Origin of the sequence: Saccharobesus litoralis (assembly GCF_003063625.1) — a bacterium.
In the GTDB taxonomy this organism is placed as follows: Bacteria; Pseudomonadota; Gammaproteobacteria; order Enterobacterales; family Alteromonadaceae; genus Saccharobesus; species Saccharobesus litoralis.
The window spans coordinates 4321539-4337478 of sequence record NZ_CP026604.1 but is presented as its reverse complement, the minus strand read 5'-3'; the positions used below and the strand labels follow the sequence as shown (position 1 = coordinate 4337478).

Annotated in this window: 11 protein-coding genes and 4 tRNA genes; 10 read left to right on the top strand and 5 right to left on the bottom strand. The window is 41.2% G+C overall.

Annotated features, from left to right (window positions below; genetic code table 11):
- Window positions 1–58: 58 nt before the first annotated feature.
- The gene (gene gloB / locus C2869_RS16020; protein WP_108603904.1) at window positions 59–835 is read right to left on the bottom strand and encodes a hydroxyacylglutathione hydrolase; all 777 of its coding nucleotides are present in this window, start codon (window positions 833–835) and stop codon (window positions 59–61) included.
- Between the two features lie 173 nt (window positions 836–1008).
- Here gloB and C2869_RS16015 point away from each other — a divergent pair, with 173 nt between their 5' ends.
- A complete protein-coding gene (locus tag C2869_RS16015; protein WP_108603903.1) occupies window positions 1009–1749 on the top strand; it encodes a class I SAM-dependent methyltransferase in 741 nt (246 codons plus the stop codon).
- Between the two features lie 217 nt (window positions 1750–1966).
- Here the strand turns inward: C2869_RS16015 and ltrA are convergent, their stop codons facing one another.
- Together ltrA and rnhA are read right to left on the bottom strand one after the other, a co-directional pair.
- Window positions 1967–3202, bottom strand: coding sequence for a group II intron reverse transcriptase/maturase (ltrA, locus tag C2869_RS16010; RefSeq protein WP_108601131.1), 1236 nt, complete (start codon window positions 3200–3202; stop codon window positions 1967–1969).
- Window positions 3203–3953: 751 nt separating this feature from the next.
- Window positions 3954–4415, bottom strand: a complete 462-nt coding sequence (gene rnhA / locus C2869_RS16005; protein WP_108603902.1) for a ribonuclease HI — start codon at window positions 4413–4415, stop codon at window positions 3954–3956.
- A gap of 111 nt (window positions 4416–4526) precedes the next feature.
- On the opposite strand from rnhA, the gene dnaQ reads away from it, so the two are divergent.
- From dnaQ to C2869_RS15970, 7 genes are all read left to right on the top strand, one after another.
- The gene (gene dnaQ, locus C2869_RS16000) at window positions 4527–5243 is read left to right on the top strand and encodes a DNA polymerase III subunit epsilon (protein ID WP_108603901.1); all 717 of its coding nucleotides are present in this window, start codon (window positions 4527–4529) and stop codon (window positions 5241–5243) included.
- A gap of 36 nt (window positions 5244–5279) precedes the next feature.
- Window positions 5280–6701 (top strand): TIGR03503 family protein, encoded by a 1422-nt coding sequence (locus C2869_RS15995; protein WP_108603900.1) that lies wholly within the window; start codon window positions 5280–5282, stop codon window positions 6699–6701.
- Window positions 6702–6815: 114 nt separating this feature from the next.
- A tRNA-Asp gene (locus C2869_RS15990) sits at window positions 6816–6892 on the top strand.
- Window positions 6893–6923: 31 nt separating this feature from the next.
- Window positions 6924–7000: transfer RNA gene (locus tag C2869_RS15985), tRNA-Asp, on the top strand.
- Between the two features lie 47 nt (window positions 7001–7047).
- Window positions 7048–7124 (top strand) — tRNA-Asp (locus tag C2869_RS15980).
- Window positions 7125–7151: 27 nt separating this feature from the next.
- Window positions 7152–7228: transfer RNA gene (locus C2869_RS15975), tRNA-Asp, on the top strand.
- A 119-nt stretch (window positions 7229–7347) separates the two neighbouring features.
- Entirely contained in the window at window positions 7348–8937 is a 1590-nt protein-coding gene (locus C2869_RS15970; RefSeq protein WP_108603899.1) for a cytochrome-c peroxidase, read from the top strand.
- Between the two features lie 446 nt (window positions 8938–9383).
- Here the strand turns inward: C2869_RS15970 and rsmF are convergent, their stop codons facing one another.
- Window positions 9384–10844 carry a 16S rRNA (cytosine(1407)-C(5))-methyltransferase RsmF gene (rsmF, locus tag C2869_RS15960; protein WP_108603897.1) on the bottom strand — a complete coding sequence of 487 codons (1461 nt, stop codon included), beginning with the start codon at window positions 10842–10844 and terminating at the stop codon, window positions 9384–9386.
- 194 nt (window positions 10845–11038) lie between these two features.
- Window positions 11039–11848, bottom strand: coding sequence for a sugar nucleotide-binding protein (locus C2869_RS15955; RefSeq protein WP_108603896.1), 810 nt, complete (start codon window positions 11846–11848; stop codon window positions 11039–11041).
- Between the two features lie 396 nt (window positions 11849–12244).
- Between C2869_RS15955 and C2869_RS15950 the strand changes: the two genes are divergently transcribed.
- Together C2869_RS15950 and pyk are read left to right on the top strand one after the other, a co-directional pair.
- Window positions 12245–13867, top strand: coding sequence for an alpha-glucosidase (locus tag C2869_RS15950; RefSeq protein ID WP_108603895.1), 1623 nt, complete (start codon window positions 12245–12247; stop codon window positions 13865–13867).
- Between the two features lie 354 nt (window positions 13868–14221).
- Window positions 14222–15643: a pyruvate kinase gene (pyk, locus tag C2869_RS15945; protein ID WP_108603894.1), complete on the top strand. Its 1422-nt coding sequence runs from the start codon at window positions 14222–14224 to the stop codon at window positions 15641–15643.
- The last annotated feature ends 297 nt before the right edge of the window (window positions 15644–15940 follow it).

Here is a 15940-nt window from a genome sequence, read left to right as displayed (position 1 = left end):
CTTTGTACTGTTATAACTTAAGCCGCCAGCGCCAGATCACCTATTGAACTACTCACACTTAAAAACAGTCTTTTAGCTTACGCATAGCCGTAAACGTGTCGACTTCATTTGTAAGTAGTTGGTTTGAAAGGTGAGCTACTCGTTGTTGGATATGAGACAAATGACAACGTAAAAACGGGTTAATCGCTTTTTCAATGGCAATAGAGCTAGGCAGACTAGGCATGTTTTTTTGGCGCTTTTCATTAACTGTTTTTTGCACTTCTTGTAATACTTGGTTGTCGGGCTCTATGGTTAACGCAAATTGAAGATTGGCTAATGTGTATTCGTGGGCACAATAAACAGCCGTGTCTTTTGGTAGATTAGCTAGTGTGGTTAATGAAGCTAAGAACATAGGTGGCGTGCCTTCAAACATACGACCACAGCCGGCAGAAAATAACGTATCTCCGCAAAATAACCCAATCTCACTAGAGTAATACGCGATATGATCAAGCGTGTGCCCAGGTACTAACAAGCAATTCAAATCGATCTCGAGTTCGGGCAGGGTCAGGGTAGAAGCTGAATTTATAATTTGGCTGTTTAATGGAATATTTGGATGTTGCGGCGCGTAAACTTTGGCGTTAGGAAAAGCTTTAGTCAGTTTGTTTATACCACCAATATGATCCTTGTGATGATGGGTAATTAATATTGCTGCTAACGTCTGCTCATGTTTTTGTAAGTTGTTCAGTGTTGCTTGAGCACAACCTGGATCAACGACAACGCAAGCATTTGACCTTGTTGAACTTATTTTCCAAATGTAATTGTCGTTAAATGCGGGTATGGGCGTGACTGAAATCATGGCAGTTGCTATATTAAGTTTAAAGATTGCTATTAACGCTATTGTATACCTTTATTTTTAAAAGGCAGCATAAGCGTAATTTATTGGTTATCTTTCTTTTGAACTAATACTGCATACAAGATTGTTACACAGTATAAACCGAATCAATCAATTAATTGTTATTAAGCTTATTGATGAAACCCGCTTTACAATATAACCGCTATAATCAACCCTATGCGTGGGATGACTTGCCTCAAGGTAAATGGCTGCGTAAGCAAACTGAGCGGCATTTAAATCAGTGGTTACCACGAGTGTTTGGTTATCATATGGTCAAGCTAGGGCATTTAAGTGCTGAAATTGATTGCTCTGCCAGCCCGATAAAGCACCAAGTGAATGTCGCAACCAGTGGGAAAAACATTGGAGTAAAGGCTGATTGGCATCATTTACCTTTTCGAGAAAATTCTATCGACGCTGTTTTGCTGGCGCATAATTTAGATTTTACCCATGACCCTCATCAATTATTGCGTGAAGCCCATCGAATATTGATCCCAGATGGCTATTTAATTATTACGGGCTTTAATCCGATTAGCTTATGTGGTTTGGGGCGATTCGTCCCTAAACTTAAAAACGACTTACCTTGGTCTGGGCGTTTTTTTTCGCCTAATCGGGTTACTGATTGGCTTAATCTACTCGGTTGCCAGGTCGTATCAGAGCAACGTTTTGTTCAGCGCTCACTAATCTGGAAAAAAGCTTATATTAAAAACAAAAGCATTACCCGTTTTACCCATAAGCACTTTAGTTATTTTGGCGCTGTTTATGTTTTGATTGCGCGCAAGCGTGAGTTGCCGTTAACTCCAATTAAACCGAAATGGAAGTTAAACCCTAAACTACAAACGGTGAAGGTAGGAACGGTTAGAATGCGAAATCGTGGCTGATGATTATTATATTGTATCTATTCAGCGTAATAAAATTGATAAGCCATAGATCGTTTAATAACTTTGAATTAGGTAATTAATCTACCGGCATTTGTCGCAAATAACCGTTGTGAAATATCAAGTCTTGGGTCGAGTAGGCCGAGGGAGCTTCCCCCTCAGCCTCTCACAGATCCGTACGTGAACCTCTCAATTCATACGGCTCCTCTCGTTTCACCATTTACGGCCTGCAACCAAATTGCCAATGAGAAAATAGATACGGTTGTGTATTACACACCCTTTGCATCCATTTTCTTGCTCTTTGGTAACTGAATTTCAGCCGTTTGTATTTCTTCTTCGCCCATTTCAACAATTTAAGGTTTATCCAAGACATAAGTGGCCTTAATGCTGTTTTCCAAAACCGACTGAAGTAATTTATCCACCCGCTTATCATCGGATTAAGCTTATACGCCAACTCTTGTATCGTTAACCCCGTTTGCTTATGTAGCTTGAGCGCTTTAACTTTCTCTCTAATTTTCTGTTTCGCTTTAGGGCTAATAGCAGGTGTAAAGCCAACAAACATGCGACCCCACCGATTCCTTACTAACCTTGGCCTGAAACAGTAACTAAGAAAATCAAAGCTAATGACTTCATGTGCTTCTTGTCTACCTTCATCAAAGCAGTAAACCAGTTTAGTTTTCTCTGGATGACATTCTAGACAACAATCTAACATGCGTTGCTCAATAGCTTGCTTTAACGCCTTTGCTTCTTGCTCACTACGACAGTGAACCACTGCATCATCCGCATAGCGTGCAAATTGAACATGTGGATGTTCTCTTCGCAACCATTTGTCGAATGCGTAGTGTAAAAACAAATTGGCTAGCAATGGGCTTATCACGCCTCCTTGTGGTGTTCCTTTCGTTCGCTCTATTATCTGACCATCCGAGGTTTCCATTGGCGCTTTAAGCCAACGTTCGATATAGAGTAATACCCATGGGTTATTGGTATGTTTGCGTAACGCTTTGCCCAATAACACCCAGTCCAAGTTATCAAAGAAGCCTTTGATATCTAAATCAATCACCCAGTCGTATCGCCAACACCGCTGGCGCGTTATCGCTAATGCATCATGTGCACTGCGATTAGGTCTGTAACCATAAGAATCATTATCGAATACCGATTCTAATTCAGGCTCCAACTCCATCTTGACGACCATCTGTGCAACTCGGTCTGATACCGTGGGTATGCCTAGTACTCGAACGCCCTTATCCTTAGGGATTTCGACACGCTTCACCGTCGGTGGAAAATAGCTGCCCGATGACATTCGATTCCATATCTTGTACAGGTTCTTCTTCAAGTCCTGTTCAAAATCACTCATCGATTGCTCATCAATTCCTGCCGCTCCACCGTTGGCTCTTACACGTAACCAGGCTTCATAAACTGTCCATTTCGAAATACTAAATGGTTTTGCTGAATTCAATCATTCCTCCTGCTGCAGCAGTTGATGAAAGTTTCATTTAAAACGAGGCAATCCCTTCGCTAGATAACCATTACAGCTATCATCATCACTACTACGAATTGCTCCGCCCCAGTGCTTTGCATTCAGACTTGGCTCTCATGGGGTTTCCATTCGAGGATATCTGTTAACATCAAAACGACTGGTTCTTACGTTCCATATAAAACCCCGAGTTAAATTCACGTCAGCTCTTTGCCGGCTCCCGCTTAGTTGGTAATCAGGTTGCCTCTAAGCTCTTCCCAAACTCCACCCAGTAGCTTGGTTTCGGGATGCAACGGTTAAATATTTCGACACCTACGCTGTTCGTCTCTTTAACTCACACCTGACAAATCATTGTGTTTGCCTTTCCCTTATCGCTCACGACAGTGACTCTTAACCAATGCCGCATAAGGTGGTTTCCACCTGCACCTGAATGCCGATGGGATGGGCCAAACCATCATGTTTTATATAGTTGCGTTACCTTCCAGCCTTCCTTGTACTGTTGGTAACTCGTAACACACTGGGTGAGCATTTATGCTTGCTGAGCCTGCAAACCCCTCTCACTAGAAGAGCAAAACTACAGAGTTTTGTTTCCAACAAATTCTAAGTACCTGCATCCACGCAGGCACCAATGGTAGGACTTGTAAGCCAAGTCCCGCCAAAATAAGGCTAATAGTGTTATCAATTATAAATGGTTAGAAGTCCGCAGCTTGAGATGCTAAATAGTTACATTTAATCAACTCACGTAACCGCTATCTTCTAGCAATTCACTTGATGATGCAGCATCGCGGGCTAAATCATCACAACGTTCGTTTTCGGCATGGCCAGCATGGCCTTTGACCCACTGCCAGTCTACTTTATGTTTGTTAGCTGCTTCGTCTAAACGTTTCCATAAATCAACATTTTTAACTGGCTTTTTATCTGCTGTTTTCCAACCTTTTCTCTTCCAGCCGTGGATCCATTGATTAATACCATTTTTAACGTATTGGCTGTCAGTTGTTAAGGTGACATCGCAAGGCTCGGTTAATGATTCTAAACCAACAATGGCTGCTAATAGCTCCATACGGTTGTTCGTGGTTAATTGGTAACCTTGGCTCAACTCTTTTTCATGTTTGCCGTAGCGTAATACAGCACCGTAGCCGCCAGGACCTGGATTACCCAAGCAGGAGCCATCAGTATAGAGATAAACTTTTTTCATTTGTTTGTGTTATTTGTGGGACTAACATTTAATTTGTCGCGCAGTATACGGTATATTGATAGTCAAGGTTAATAAGATTACAACCCAAGTGCGTTGTATTGTTGGCAAAATATGTCTCGTCAAATAGTTCTCGATACCGAAACAACAGGTATGAATCAAGGTGGTCCCGTTCATGAAGGCCATCGTATTATTGAAATTGGTTGCGTGGAGGTGATTAATCGCCGGTTAACCGGTAATAACTTTCATGTTTATATTAAGCCAGATAGGTTAGTTGATCCTGAAGCGATAGAAGTTCACGGCATTACCGATGAAATGCTCGCCGATAAACCCATGTTTAATGAAATAGGGCAGTCATTCATTGACTATATCAAAGGTGCCGATTTGGTCATTCATAATGCGCCGTTTGATGTTAGCTTTATGGATCATGAATTTAGGTTAAATGGCTACAATATAAAAACTGAAGATATTTGTACTGTTACCGATACTTTAGTTATGGCGAAAAAGTTGTTCCCGGGCAAACGGAATAACTTGGATGTACTTTGTGACCGGTATGGGATTGATAATTCACACCGAACGTTACACGGCGCTTTGCTTGATGCTGAAATATTAGCTGATGTATACCTGTTAATGACAGGTGGACAAACGGATTTAAATTTAGCATCTGATGGGGGCAGCGAAGGCGCAGAATCAGGCGGTATTCGCAGAGTGTCATCTAACCGTTCGCCATTAACAATAATTACAGCAACACCTGAAGAAATACAAGCGCACCAAGAGCGCTTAGCGTTAGTCAAAGAAAAAGGCGGCAGTTGCCTTTGGCTAAACGAATAAAAATAAAACCCTTCAGGTAATCAGATAGGAAAATCTATGCTTCGCCTGTTGGCTATTATTATCATCATTTGGCGTTGTTGTTGCCCAACTAGCGTATTAGCGGTTGAGGTTAACGACAGCGAACACTGGCCTAAAAACGACCCTAGCGTACTGGATGTTATCAGCATGCTAGGCAGTAAAGGCGCTTTCAATGGTGTTAAGTTACTTGATAATCGTTTTCGTATTGATTACGCGGTAGACGAAGTCACCCTTATCTTTTTTCGTAAATTCGGCTCATCTCCTGTTATTTTAATCCGTCCTGATGGCAGCAAACTTTATGCACCAACGATTAAAGATGAAGAAGGCGATTGGTTTGACGATAAAACGTATGACATGATCCGCCTGATCAAGCCTATGGTTGGGCCTTGGCAGGTTGTCGGAAAGTTAGAAGATCATAATAAAATAATGGTGATGTCTGATATTCAACTCAGTGCCGAGCCGTTACCTCCCATTTTGTTTCAAGGTGAAACAATCACAATTAACGCCAGCTTAACTAATGCTGGTCGGCCTATTGAATATAAAAGCTTTAGTGACGTTGTCAGCTTGGATGTCACTTTTACCAGTACTAATAATAGCGAATACGAAAACTTTGGCGCAGATAGCGCGAAAGTCGCTAGCTTTGCCGATGACGGTAAAGAATTTGATCAATATCCAAAAGATGGCAAGTTCACAGGTGTTTATCGCTTGAATTTACCGCCAGGTGAATGGTTGCCGAGTATGTATCTTGATTTGGCTTTATTTAATCGAGAGCTAACGATGGACCCTTTGATTTTAGAGCCGATACCTTTTGATATCAGTATTGAAACTACAGTGGTAAATGGCGATTTTCATCATCTTAAAATAGGTCCTAAAAGCGATAAAATTAACTTTGAAAGTTTTGTGTTTAATGGCAAAGCTTATTTTCCCAACGGTGAAATAGAGCAATTCTCGCTTGATCAGGAAAGTGCTGATATACGGGTGCAACCTTTAATGAACTATGAAGATGGCGCTTATAAAATCGAGCTTGATGCATTTGGACAGGATATTAATGGCCGTGATGTCATGATCCGTGTGCCTCCTGTGGTCTTTACAGCAGACCCGCCGCCGCCCCCTGAACCGACCGCCGAAGAATTAGCCGCAATGGAAGCAGAACAACTGGCAAGAGAAAAAGCCGAGAGAGAGGCGGAAGAGGCTAGATTGAAAGCGCTACAGGAAGAAAAAGAGCGCAAAGCCATGATTATTACTGTTAGCGTTAATGTTGGCTTGATTTTAATTGGGATTTTTGTGTTTTGGTTTATCAAATCTGGCAAGAAAATAAAGTTAGGTTTACCTAAGCTGAACTTCAAAAAAGCCAAGAAGGAGCTGGTATTAGATGATGCGGATGAAAAATCGTCAGATACTGATGATATAATCGACCTTTCTTTGCCAGAAGAAAGATAAATGAAAAAATTGAAAAAAAGCGGTTGACTCATGCGCCATCTAACTTTAACATTGCGCCCGCTTCTGACAGAGACCCCGTCAAAAGCCAAGCAGAATGCTTGATATAGCAGAAATGGAGTGGTAGTTCAGTTGGTTAGAATACCGGCCTGTCACGCCGGGGGTCGCGGGTTCGAGTCCCGTCCACTCCGCCACTGCTAGACAATTTGCGATTTCGATTTATGCGGAGTGGTAGTTCAGTTGGTTAGAATACCGGCCTGTCACGCCGGGGGTCGCGGGTTCGAGTCCCGTCCACTCCGCCATCGTCGAATTGTAAATTTAAGAACTTTTATGCGTTAAGCAACCACGCGGAGTGGTAGTTCAGTTGGTTAGAATACCGGCCTGTCACGCCGGGGGTCGCGGGTTCGAGTCCCGTCCACTCCGCCATCTTATTTATGCTTAACCATGCCACGCGGAGTGGTAGTTCAGTTGGTTAGAATACCGGCCTGTCACGCCGGGGGTCGCGGGTTCGAGTCCCGTCCACTCCGCCACTTCTTTATCTATCATATCTATTTATTACCAAATCATTATCAATTTAACCTATCGGTTTTGTTTCTGTAACAGATTATAGTGCTGGTTGTTTTTCAACTTGCAATATTAGACAAGGTTAATGTTTCGATTCACGTTTTGTTCCATTGGTTATTTTGTCGTACTTTTCCTAGTTTTTCTTATACTTGTCACTTACTCGCCTATCACGTTATCCGCTGAAGCTTATACTAAACTGCCACCGGTTAATTTTCCGTCAGAAAACCCATTCAGTGAACCGAAACGGCTATTAGGTAAAATACTCTTTTGGGATGAGCAGCTATCAACCGATAATTCAGTAGCGTGTGGTACCTGTCATATTCCTGCAGCGGCAGGGGCTGATCCACGTATAGCTAATGGACCTGGGTATGATGAGAAGCTTGGAACACCAGATGATATCTGGGGAAGCCTAGGCGTTAAAGCTCGCGATCATCAAGGTAAGCTGAGCAAAAATAAACATTTCCATTATCGCCAGCAGGTAACGAGCCGAGCAGCTCAGAGTTATTTTTCGGGCTTGTGGTCCGACTTGAATTTTTGGGACGGTCGCGCAGGTTCACAATTTTTAGATCCTCAAACGGGTAAAGTGTTAATCAAGCAGGGAGGTGCGTTAGAAAACCAAGCGCTCGGACCTTTATTTAGCGCTGTTGAAATGGCTAAAGCAGAGCAACGACCTCAGGAGTTAATTGATAAGCTGCGCCAATCTTCACCACTTGCTTTAGCCACAGCTTGGCCAGTTGATGTGGCCCAAGCCATTGAGAACAATCCCTCTTATTCCGCTTTATTTGAACGCGCATTTGGTGATAGTGAAATTACGCTGGCGAGAATAATTTTTGCCATTACAACCTATGAGCGAACATTAGTTGCCAACCAAACACCTTGGGATCAAGCTATGCAAGGTGTAAAGCCACTAAGCTATCAACAAAATTTAGGTTGGGAGTTTTTTAAACAGTCAGGTTGTACGGATTGTCATAAACCTCCACTTTTTACGGATAATAAATTTTATAATATTGGTATTCAGGGGCAAAACGCCGATTTAGGACAAAGCGCTATCACTGGCAATAAAGCGCATATTGGGTTAATGAAAGTGCCTAGCTTGCGCAATGTTGGTTTAAAAAAAACCTTTATGCATACAGGTCAACAGCACAGCTTAGGACAAGTGATTGACGTTTATGCAAAGGTGCCATTTAAGTCTATTGCTAGTAAGAAACCCAATGGCGAGTTATACAATTTTCAATTTACTGAATTTCAGCGCAAAGCCATTATTGAGTTTATGCAACACGCATTGACGGATGAGCGAGTTAAACATGAATTATATCCATTTGACAGACCACAACTACGTAGCGAAAAACCGGCCGTAAATGGGCAGCAAGCCCCTGAAGTGCAACCATTGGGCGTCAGCTTTCTAGTGACAGAAACAGGTTCGAGCGTGCCAAAGATAGATTGGCAAAAAAGAGATAAAAATGCCGAGTTAATTGATATTGAAATTGTACGCAATGATGGCTACCACTTTTGGGCTAGCCGATCCCCATTTATCGATTACACTGCTAAAGCGGGTAAAACTTACCAGTACACCTTATATGGGCGTACCGCTGATTTTGTTAAGTCCAAAGGGCATGAGGTTGAGGTGCACATTCCGGGATCATGGTTAGACAAGCTAATGCGGTATTTTGATTGAGTGTAATTACCATGTCGGCTAATTTTTTATTACTAACACGACTTTTTATTAACTCGAATACAATTGGGCAAAAAAAAGCCCGAGCAAAGTTCCTTTGTCCGGGCTCAGGGAAATGGCTCACAGGGATGAGCCGTGCGCTAACAAAAACTAAAACTAGAGGTAACAGCATGAAACTAAATTGCCCAATAATTATTTGGATATATCTAAGTGATTGATTTACAAAAATAATTATCAGGCGCGATAATCGCATCGGTTATTAATTAGATTAGACTAAATTAAAAAAAGCGTAGGATAAAAAAGCTATATTAATTCAAAAACTATTCGGTATTTGGTTATAACAGTGATATCTGGTCGGAGGTCATCTGAGTTAATATATTGTTAATTAAGGGATTTGCTAGGCAAACCCCTTTTGGCCTTGAGTTTAAATCTGTATATATAGTAATAATTTATATATTATGTAAATTATCTTTTACTAGCTCGCGGGGTAATTGATTTTTAATTCGATTACCTAGGTTTTTTGCCAAGCCAATGACTTGATCTTTATACATCATGATGACTTCGCCTTTGCCCAATTCTTTTGGCAATTCCTGCTCTGTAAGCCTGATATCTTGTCCCATTAAATAGGATTTTGCATTTTCTGTGTTTAGTTTTATTACTTGTTTTGAAAATAAATGACCAAAGGTTATTGCTAAACTGTGATCTAACTTAAAACCGCTTTTATGGGCTTCTGCCAGTCGAACACCAATTCTGTCTAGTTTTATTTTTCCTGCTAATTTTTCAATATTGGTCGGGAAGTACCAAAGCTCATTATTTCGACTATAAAGGTTGTCTAAAGGGAGTTGGCTAAAATTAAATTGCTTAGTTAGAAATGATTGAAATTCATTGGCTTGTTTTTGCTTGGTATGAGAAAACGGAAACTTGCCTAATCGTTTAAAAGGGTTTTCTTGGTCATTAGGGTTAACGCTAGCTGTTTTTTTGATTTTTGCGACAAAAAATCCTTCTGAGTCATATATTTGTGGCCATACGTGCAAAAAACCATCTTCTGTCATGCAATCGGCCGCACCGGGGAATAAATCAGCTAGAGGTAAAAATGTTACGGCTTCGCCAAATTCCTGCTGCAATTTAAAACAAATGTTTTGGTTTTCAAACGGGTTTAATGTACAGGTTGAGTACACCATTTCCCCGCCTATTTTTAAAGCTCGAAAAGCGGCACAAATTAAATCAAACTGCGTATCTGCAATATCGTGAACACTTTGCTCTGTCCAATTTTTCATGGCGTCAGGATCTTTGCGGACAGTGCCTTCACCTGAACACGGCGCGTCTAGCAATATGCTGTCAAATGTTTCTTCTAAGTGACCTAATAGCCGACCATCCATATGGGTCAGGGCGACATTGGCGACCCCACAGCGTTGAATATTTGAGAATAAACCTTTGATTCGACTGGAAGAAAATTCGTTTGCGACTAGTAAACCTTGATTAGCCATTAATGCTGCTAGTTGGGTGGTTTTTGATCCCGGCGCTGCCGCTAAATCTAAAGCTAATTGCGGTGTTTGGCTATTAAAGAGTAAAGCAACAGGTGGCAACATAGAGCTGGCTTCTTGTACATAGAATAACCCGGATAAGTGCTCAAATGTATTGCCAAGCGCCAATGACTTTTCTTCTTGCTCGGGTCGAGTTAACCAAAATCCGGTGTCACACCAAGGGATAGGTTGCAGCTGCCAACCTTTCTCTGTTACCTGACTGACAAAATCAGGCACAGTAATTTTGAGTGTATTGACTCGAATGCTTTTACGCAGCGGACGATGGCAGTATTCGACAAAGGCTTCCAGCGTTTGATTACTTGGAAGGTGAGGGCGAATAAAATCGATAAACGACTCAGGTAGTAATTTATTGGTTAATTCAGTCACAGGAATGGCTCTAGGTCGAAAATTTCGCGCGACTATAGCATAAATGTTATAAAAAGTGACTGTGCTGTAGGGATATAGTCATGCTCTAACTTAACACGTGTTAGTTACGTTTGTTGATAACGCACATGTTATGAACAAGTGGTGGAAAATCTATCCGCCACTTGTTTTGTTATATAAGTATGTTCGGGTGTCCGTTAAAACAGGAGATGTTCGCTAAGTGGCGGTAAGTTGACTCGAGTATCAATTAAGCGACTATCGTGGGGCTTAATGTCTTCACATTGCCTTTCAACGTCGATTTTTTCAATAGTTAAGTTAAGCGAATAGGTATGGTTGAGCGCGGTTGCAATTTGCCAACAATTCCAAATTCGATTGGAGTCAAAGTGGTATATGCCACCTTGGTGTTCACTTAAAACCAACGCAGTGAGTGTTTTGCAAGTGTCATCAATAAAACCGCAACTCGGAAAATCATTTTCAGCCATCAGTAGCTTATTGCCGTCTTGGCAGCGACTAAAGCTCATTAGCCAATTTGCCATTTCTTGTTTTGTCGCATTGGGGTCTATTTGCCAGCCTAAGCGAATGATCAGGCTGTTTGGATTAATATCTAATAATGACTTTTCCGCCATACGTTTTTCATAGCCAGTGCCAGAAGTGGCATTGGCAACGCTGTTTAACGTATAAGGGCCAAGTGAGCTGTGATTAAACACTTGCGCTGAGGAAATGTAGACAAGTTGAGTGCCTATTTTCTGGCAACATTTAGCTATGGTGGTAGGCCAATCGTAATTGACAATCCAAGATTCGTTTTTGAGTCCGATGGGATCAGAGAACGAAGCAAGGTGAAAAACCACATCAGGTTGAGTCCGTTCAATAAATTGGTAGATGGCTTGTTCGTCATTTACCGCGACAATGGCACGATCCCAAGATAAGCATTGCCAACCACTATCGGTTAAATGACGAGTGAGGTATTGGCCGATTTTGCCATTGGCACCGGTAATTATGGCTTTCATCTTGTACCTCTATGTTATTTAAATGTTTCATTTTGCATACGTATTCATGCAACACTTTATTAACTTTTTTTGTTGCTATATGAAAGTGATTACGTACTTCGTATTAGTAAATTCCTTTTATATTCATGTGTTTCCGATGTTTTTGATTAGCGTAATCATACATTTTTTTTGTTGGTTTGTAATTTAATTGTTAAATCTGCATACGTATGCGGGTTGTTGTATTAGCTGTATGAGCTCAACTATGCTGCCAATACAAGGCTAAATTTTTGTTTGTTAGTCGTCATCACAAGTTAGCTTGAATAAACGAGAACTTGCTGCGGCTAGCCGCGAACAAATAAAAAACACGCTAACAAAATAGGCCAGTTTAAACAGTGTAAGACATGTTGAGGAAAGTGAATGAACCAGTCTGAATGGTGGAGAGGCGCCGTTTTATACCAAATATACCCACGCAGCTTCATGGATAGCAATAATGATGGTGTTGGTGATTTAGCTGGCATTGCTAACAAGTTGGGCTATGTTGCTGAATTGGGTGTAGACGCTGTATGGATTTCTCCTTTTTATCAATCTCCTATGAAAGACTTCGGTTATGATGTCAGCGATCATTGTGCGGTAGATCCACTTTTTGGCGGTTTAGATGATTTTAAGCTAGTGGTCGATAAAGCACATGATCTTGGTCTAAAGGTGCTTATTGATGCAGTGCTAAATCATACGTCAGATCAACATGCTTGGTTTGTTGAAAGCCGTGAAAATAAAACCAATGATAAAGCGGATTGGTTTGTATGGGCTGATCCTAAAGATGATGGTACACCGCCTAATAATTGGTTATCTATATTTGGTGGACCGGCATGGCAATGGGAGCCTCGTCGTAAACAGTATTACTTACATAACTTTCTTGCCGCTCAGCCCGATTTAAATTACCACAACCCAGCCGTGCGTCAGGCGGTATTAGCCAATATCGAGTTTTGGTTACAATTAGGTGTCGATGGAATTCGTGTCGATGCGGCTAATTTTTGTTGTCATGATCCACAATTACGCGATAACCCAGCTCGTACTAAAGAGCGCCTAACTGTGATGGGGATCCGTGGCGAAAACCCGTATGCCTATCAAGAGCATTTATATAATCATACTCAACCTGAAAATTTAGTTTTTATGCGCGAGTTACGCACGCTGCTAGATACGTATCCTAATACGACCTCATTAGCCGAAATTTCATCAGAAGATTCATTAGCAACGATGGCGGAATATACGCAGGGCGCAGAATACTTGCATATGGCATATAGTTTTGAACTACTGAATGACAAATACAGTGCTACGCATATTCGTGAAACGGTTGAGCGGCTAGAGCAAAAACTCGAAGACGGATGGCCATGTTGGGCATTGGGTAATCATGATGTAGAACGCGTTGTGACGCGCTGGGATAAAAGTCAGCGTCATGAAGATAAGGCGAAAATGCTTAACGCGTTATTAGGTTCACTAAAAGGCAGTATTTGTGTTTATCAAGGCGAGGAGCTTGGTTTGCCACAAGCCGATATTCCGTTTGAAGCGATGCAGGACCCCTACGGTATTAACTTTTATCCGACATTCAAAGGACGAGATGGCTGTCGAACGCCTATGCCATGGAACCGGACTTTAAATGCCGGTTTTAGTTTATCGCCACCTTGGCTACCCATACCACAAGAGCATGTTGCAATGTCGGTGCAAAATCAGCAAATAGATGCTGAATCTGTGATTAACGCGTTTAAATCTTTTATCAAATGGCGCTCGACACAACCGGCGTTAATTCATGGTGATATACAGTTCTTAGCAGCTCCAGAGCCTATTTTACTGTTTACGCGCAAGACAAGCGAACGCGCTATTATGTGTGGTTTTAATTTGTCGGGTGAATCGACACAAATTGATTTACCACAAAAGATCAAAGCCCATCAATTAGTGGGGCATGAATTTAATAATACCCAATTAGATAGTCAGAATTGCTTGCGTTTTTTACCTTATGGGGTCTTTTTTGCGGTTTTGGATTAGGTTAAGCCTTACTCTAATGTAACTTTATATAGCCCACTTTTTTACTATAGTCTTCTCGCTCAGGTCTTATGGTTCATTGTCAGCGCTTACTCGCCCCAATCACATAGTAGAGCATATGCTCATGGGGTCTCGAAGCTTGACGGCTTCCCCTAAAACCTGATCGCTTTGACTATATAAAACTGGGCTTTCTCTTTATTTTTAACAGGCTTGTAACGTTTGGCTGTCTTTTTAGTTAAAACTGCATAGCTAAGAATTTAATCTTCTCCATTCTTGCCAATTTTTAGCAGCCTTTAAGGTCACAATTCACTACAATAGCGCGCAAAATTATCACTATTATAATTTGTGAACGGAAGTATGACTAAGCAAACTAAAATTGTAGCAACGGTATCTGATTTAAAGGGTGACGTTGAATTTATTACTGAATTATACAAGCGCGGTGTAAACGTTATTCGTTTAAACACTGCACATCAAACGCCTGAAGATACTCGTGTTGTTATTGAAAATGTGCGTAAAGTAAGTGACAAATTGGCTGTGTTGGTTGATACCAAAGGCCCAGAAATGCGCACTAACTTAAAAATTGAAGAAGATTTAAACATTTCAACAGGTGATAAAGTCACTTTCCGTGCTGACGGTTTAGATGTAGCCACAACACGTGAAGCTGTGCAAGTTAACTACCTTGGCTTTGTTAAAGATGTACCGGTTGGTGCTCATATCTTGATTGATGACGGTTTATTAGAGCTAGTTGTTGATAGTAAAGATGATGAAGCTTTATACACCACGGCACTAAACAACGGTAAAATTAAAAAGAAAAAGAGTGTTAACGTACCGGGCGTAGAAATTAAACTGCCGTCGGTGACTGAGCGTGATAAATCATTTATTGAAATGGCTATTGATGCCGGTGTTGATTTTATTGCTCATTCTTTTGTTCGTAACAAACAAGACGTGCTAGATGTTCAAGAGATTCTTGATGCTAAAAACTCACCAATCAAAATTATCTCTAAAATCGAGAACCGCGAAGGTGTTGATAATTTAGATGAAATTCTTGAAGTGACCTATGGTGTTATGGTTGCTCGTGGTGATTTAGGTATTGAAATTCCAGGTGAAGAAGTACCGCTAGTGCAAAAAGCCATGATCCAAAAATGTATCAAGGCACAGCGTCCGGTTATCACTGCGACCCAAATGCTAGAAAGTATGATCCAAAACCCACGTCCAACACGTGCTGAAATTTCAGACGTTGCCAATGCGGTATTAGATGGTACTGATGCAGTCATGCTTTCAGGTGAGTCAGCTTACGGTGACTACCCATTTGAAGCGGTTGAAACAATGGCGCGTATTTGTTCTCATGTTGAAGACCAAACGGCTCACGGTATTAACTTAGACAGCAAAAACGATAAATATCACTTACAGGAGTATATTTGTAAGCAGGTCGCTAAATCGGCTCGTGATTTAGATGTTGATGCTATTGTTGTCCCAACCGCTACAGGCTCAACGGCTCGTCAAATAGCCTCTCATCGTCCTGCTGCACCTTTATATGCAGCTTGTTATACGCCGGAATCTTTACGTTTATTGTCGTTAAGTTATGGTGTTGATGCTTATTTGGTTGATGTACTTGACCGCAAAGACGTAATTAAAAATTCAATTTCTCCTTTAGTGGATAACGGCACATTACAAGACGATAGCTTAGTTGTTATTGCTAAAAGCGCACCGGGTTCGCCAAAAGGTGAAACTAACCGCATGGAAATTAACACGGTCGAATCTTTCTTAAACCGAGATTAAAATCTAATTTGCTTTACTAAGCATTGATAAAAAGCATTCGAAAAAGCCGCGTTTCTTGTTAAGAAGCGCGGCTTTTTTAATGGTTCTTGTAACTATTTAGCATTTCAAGCAGTAAGCCTTGGCTTCCCCCCTGTTTTTGGTTCCTGCATGGATGCAAGTACTTAGAATTTGCCAGGAACAAAATTCTGTAGTCTTGCTCTTTGGGGGAGAAAGGTTTGCAGGCTCAGCAAGCAGAAATGCTCGCCCACAATAAATAGATACTATTTAGAGAAATTAAATGGATAAGGGGTTTAAGCT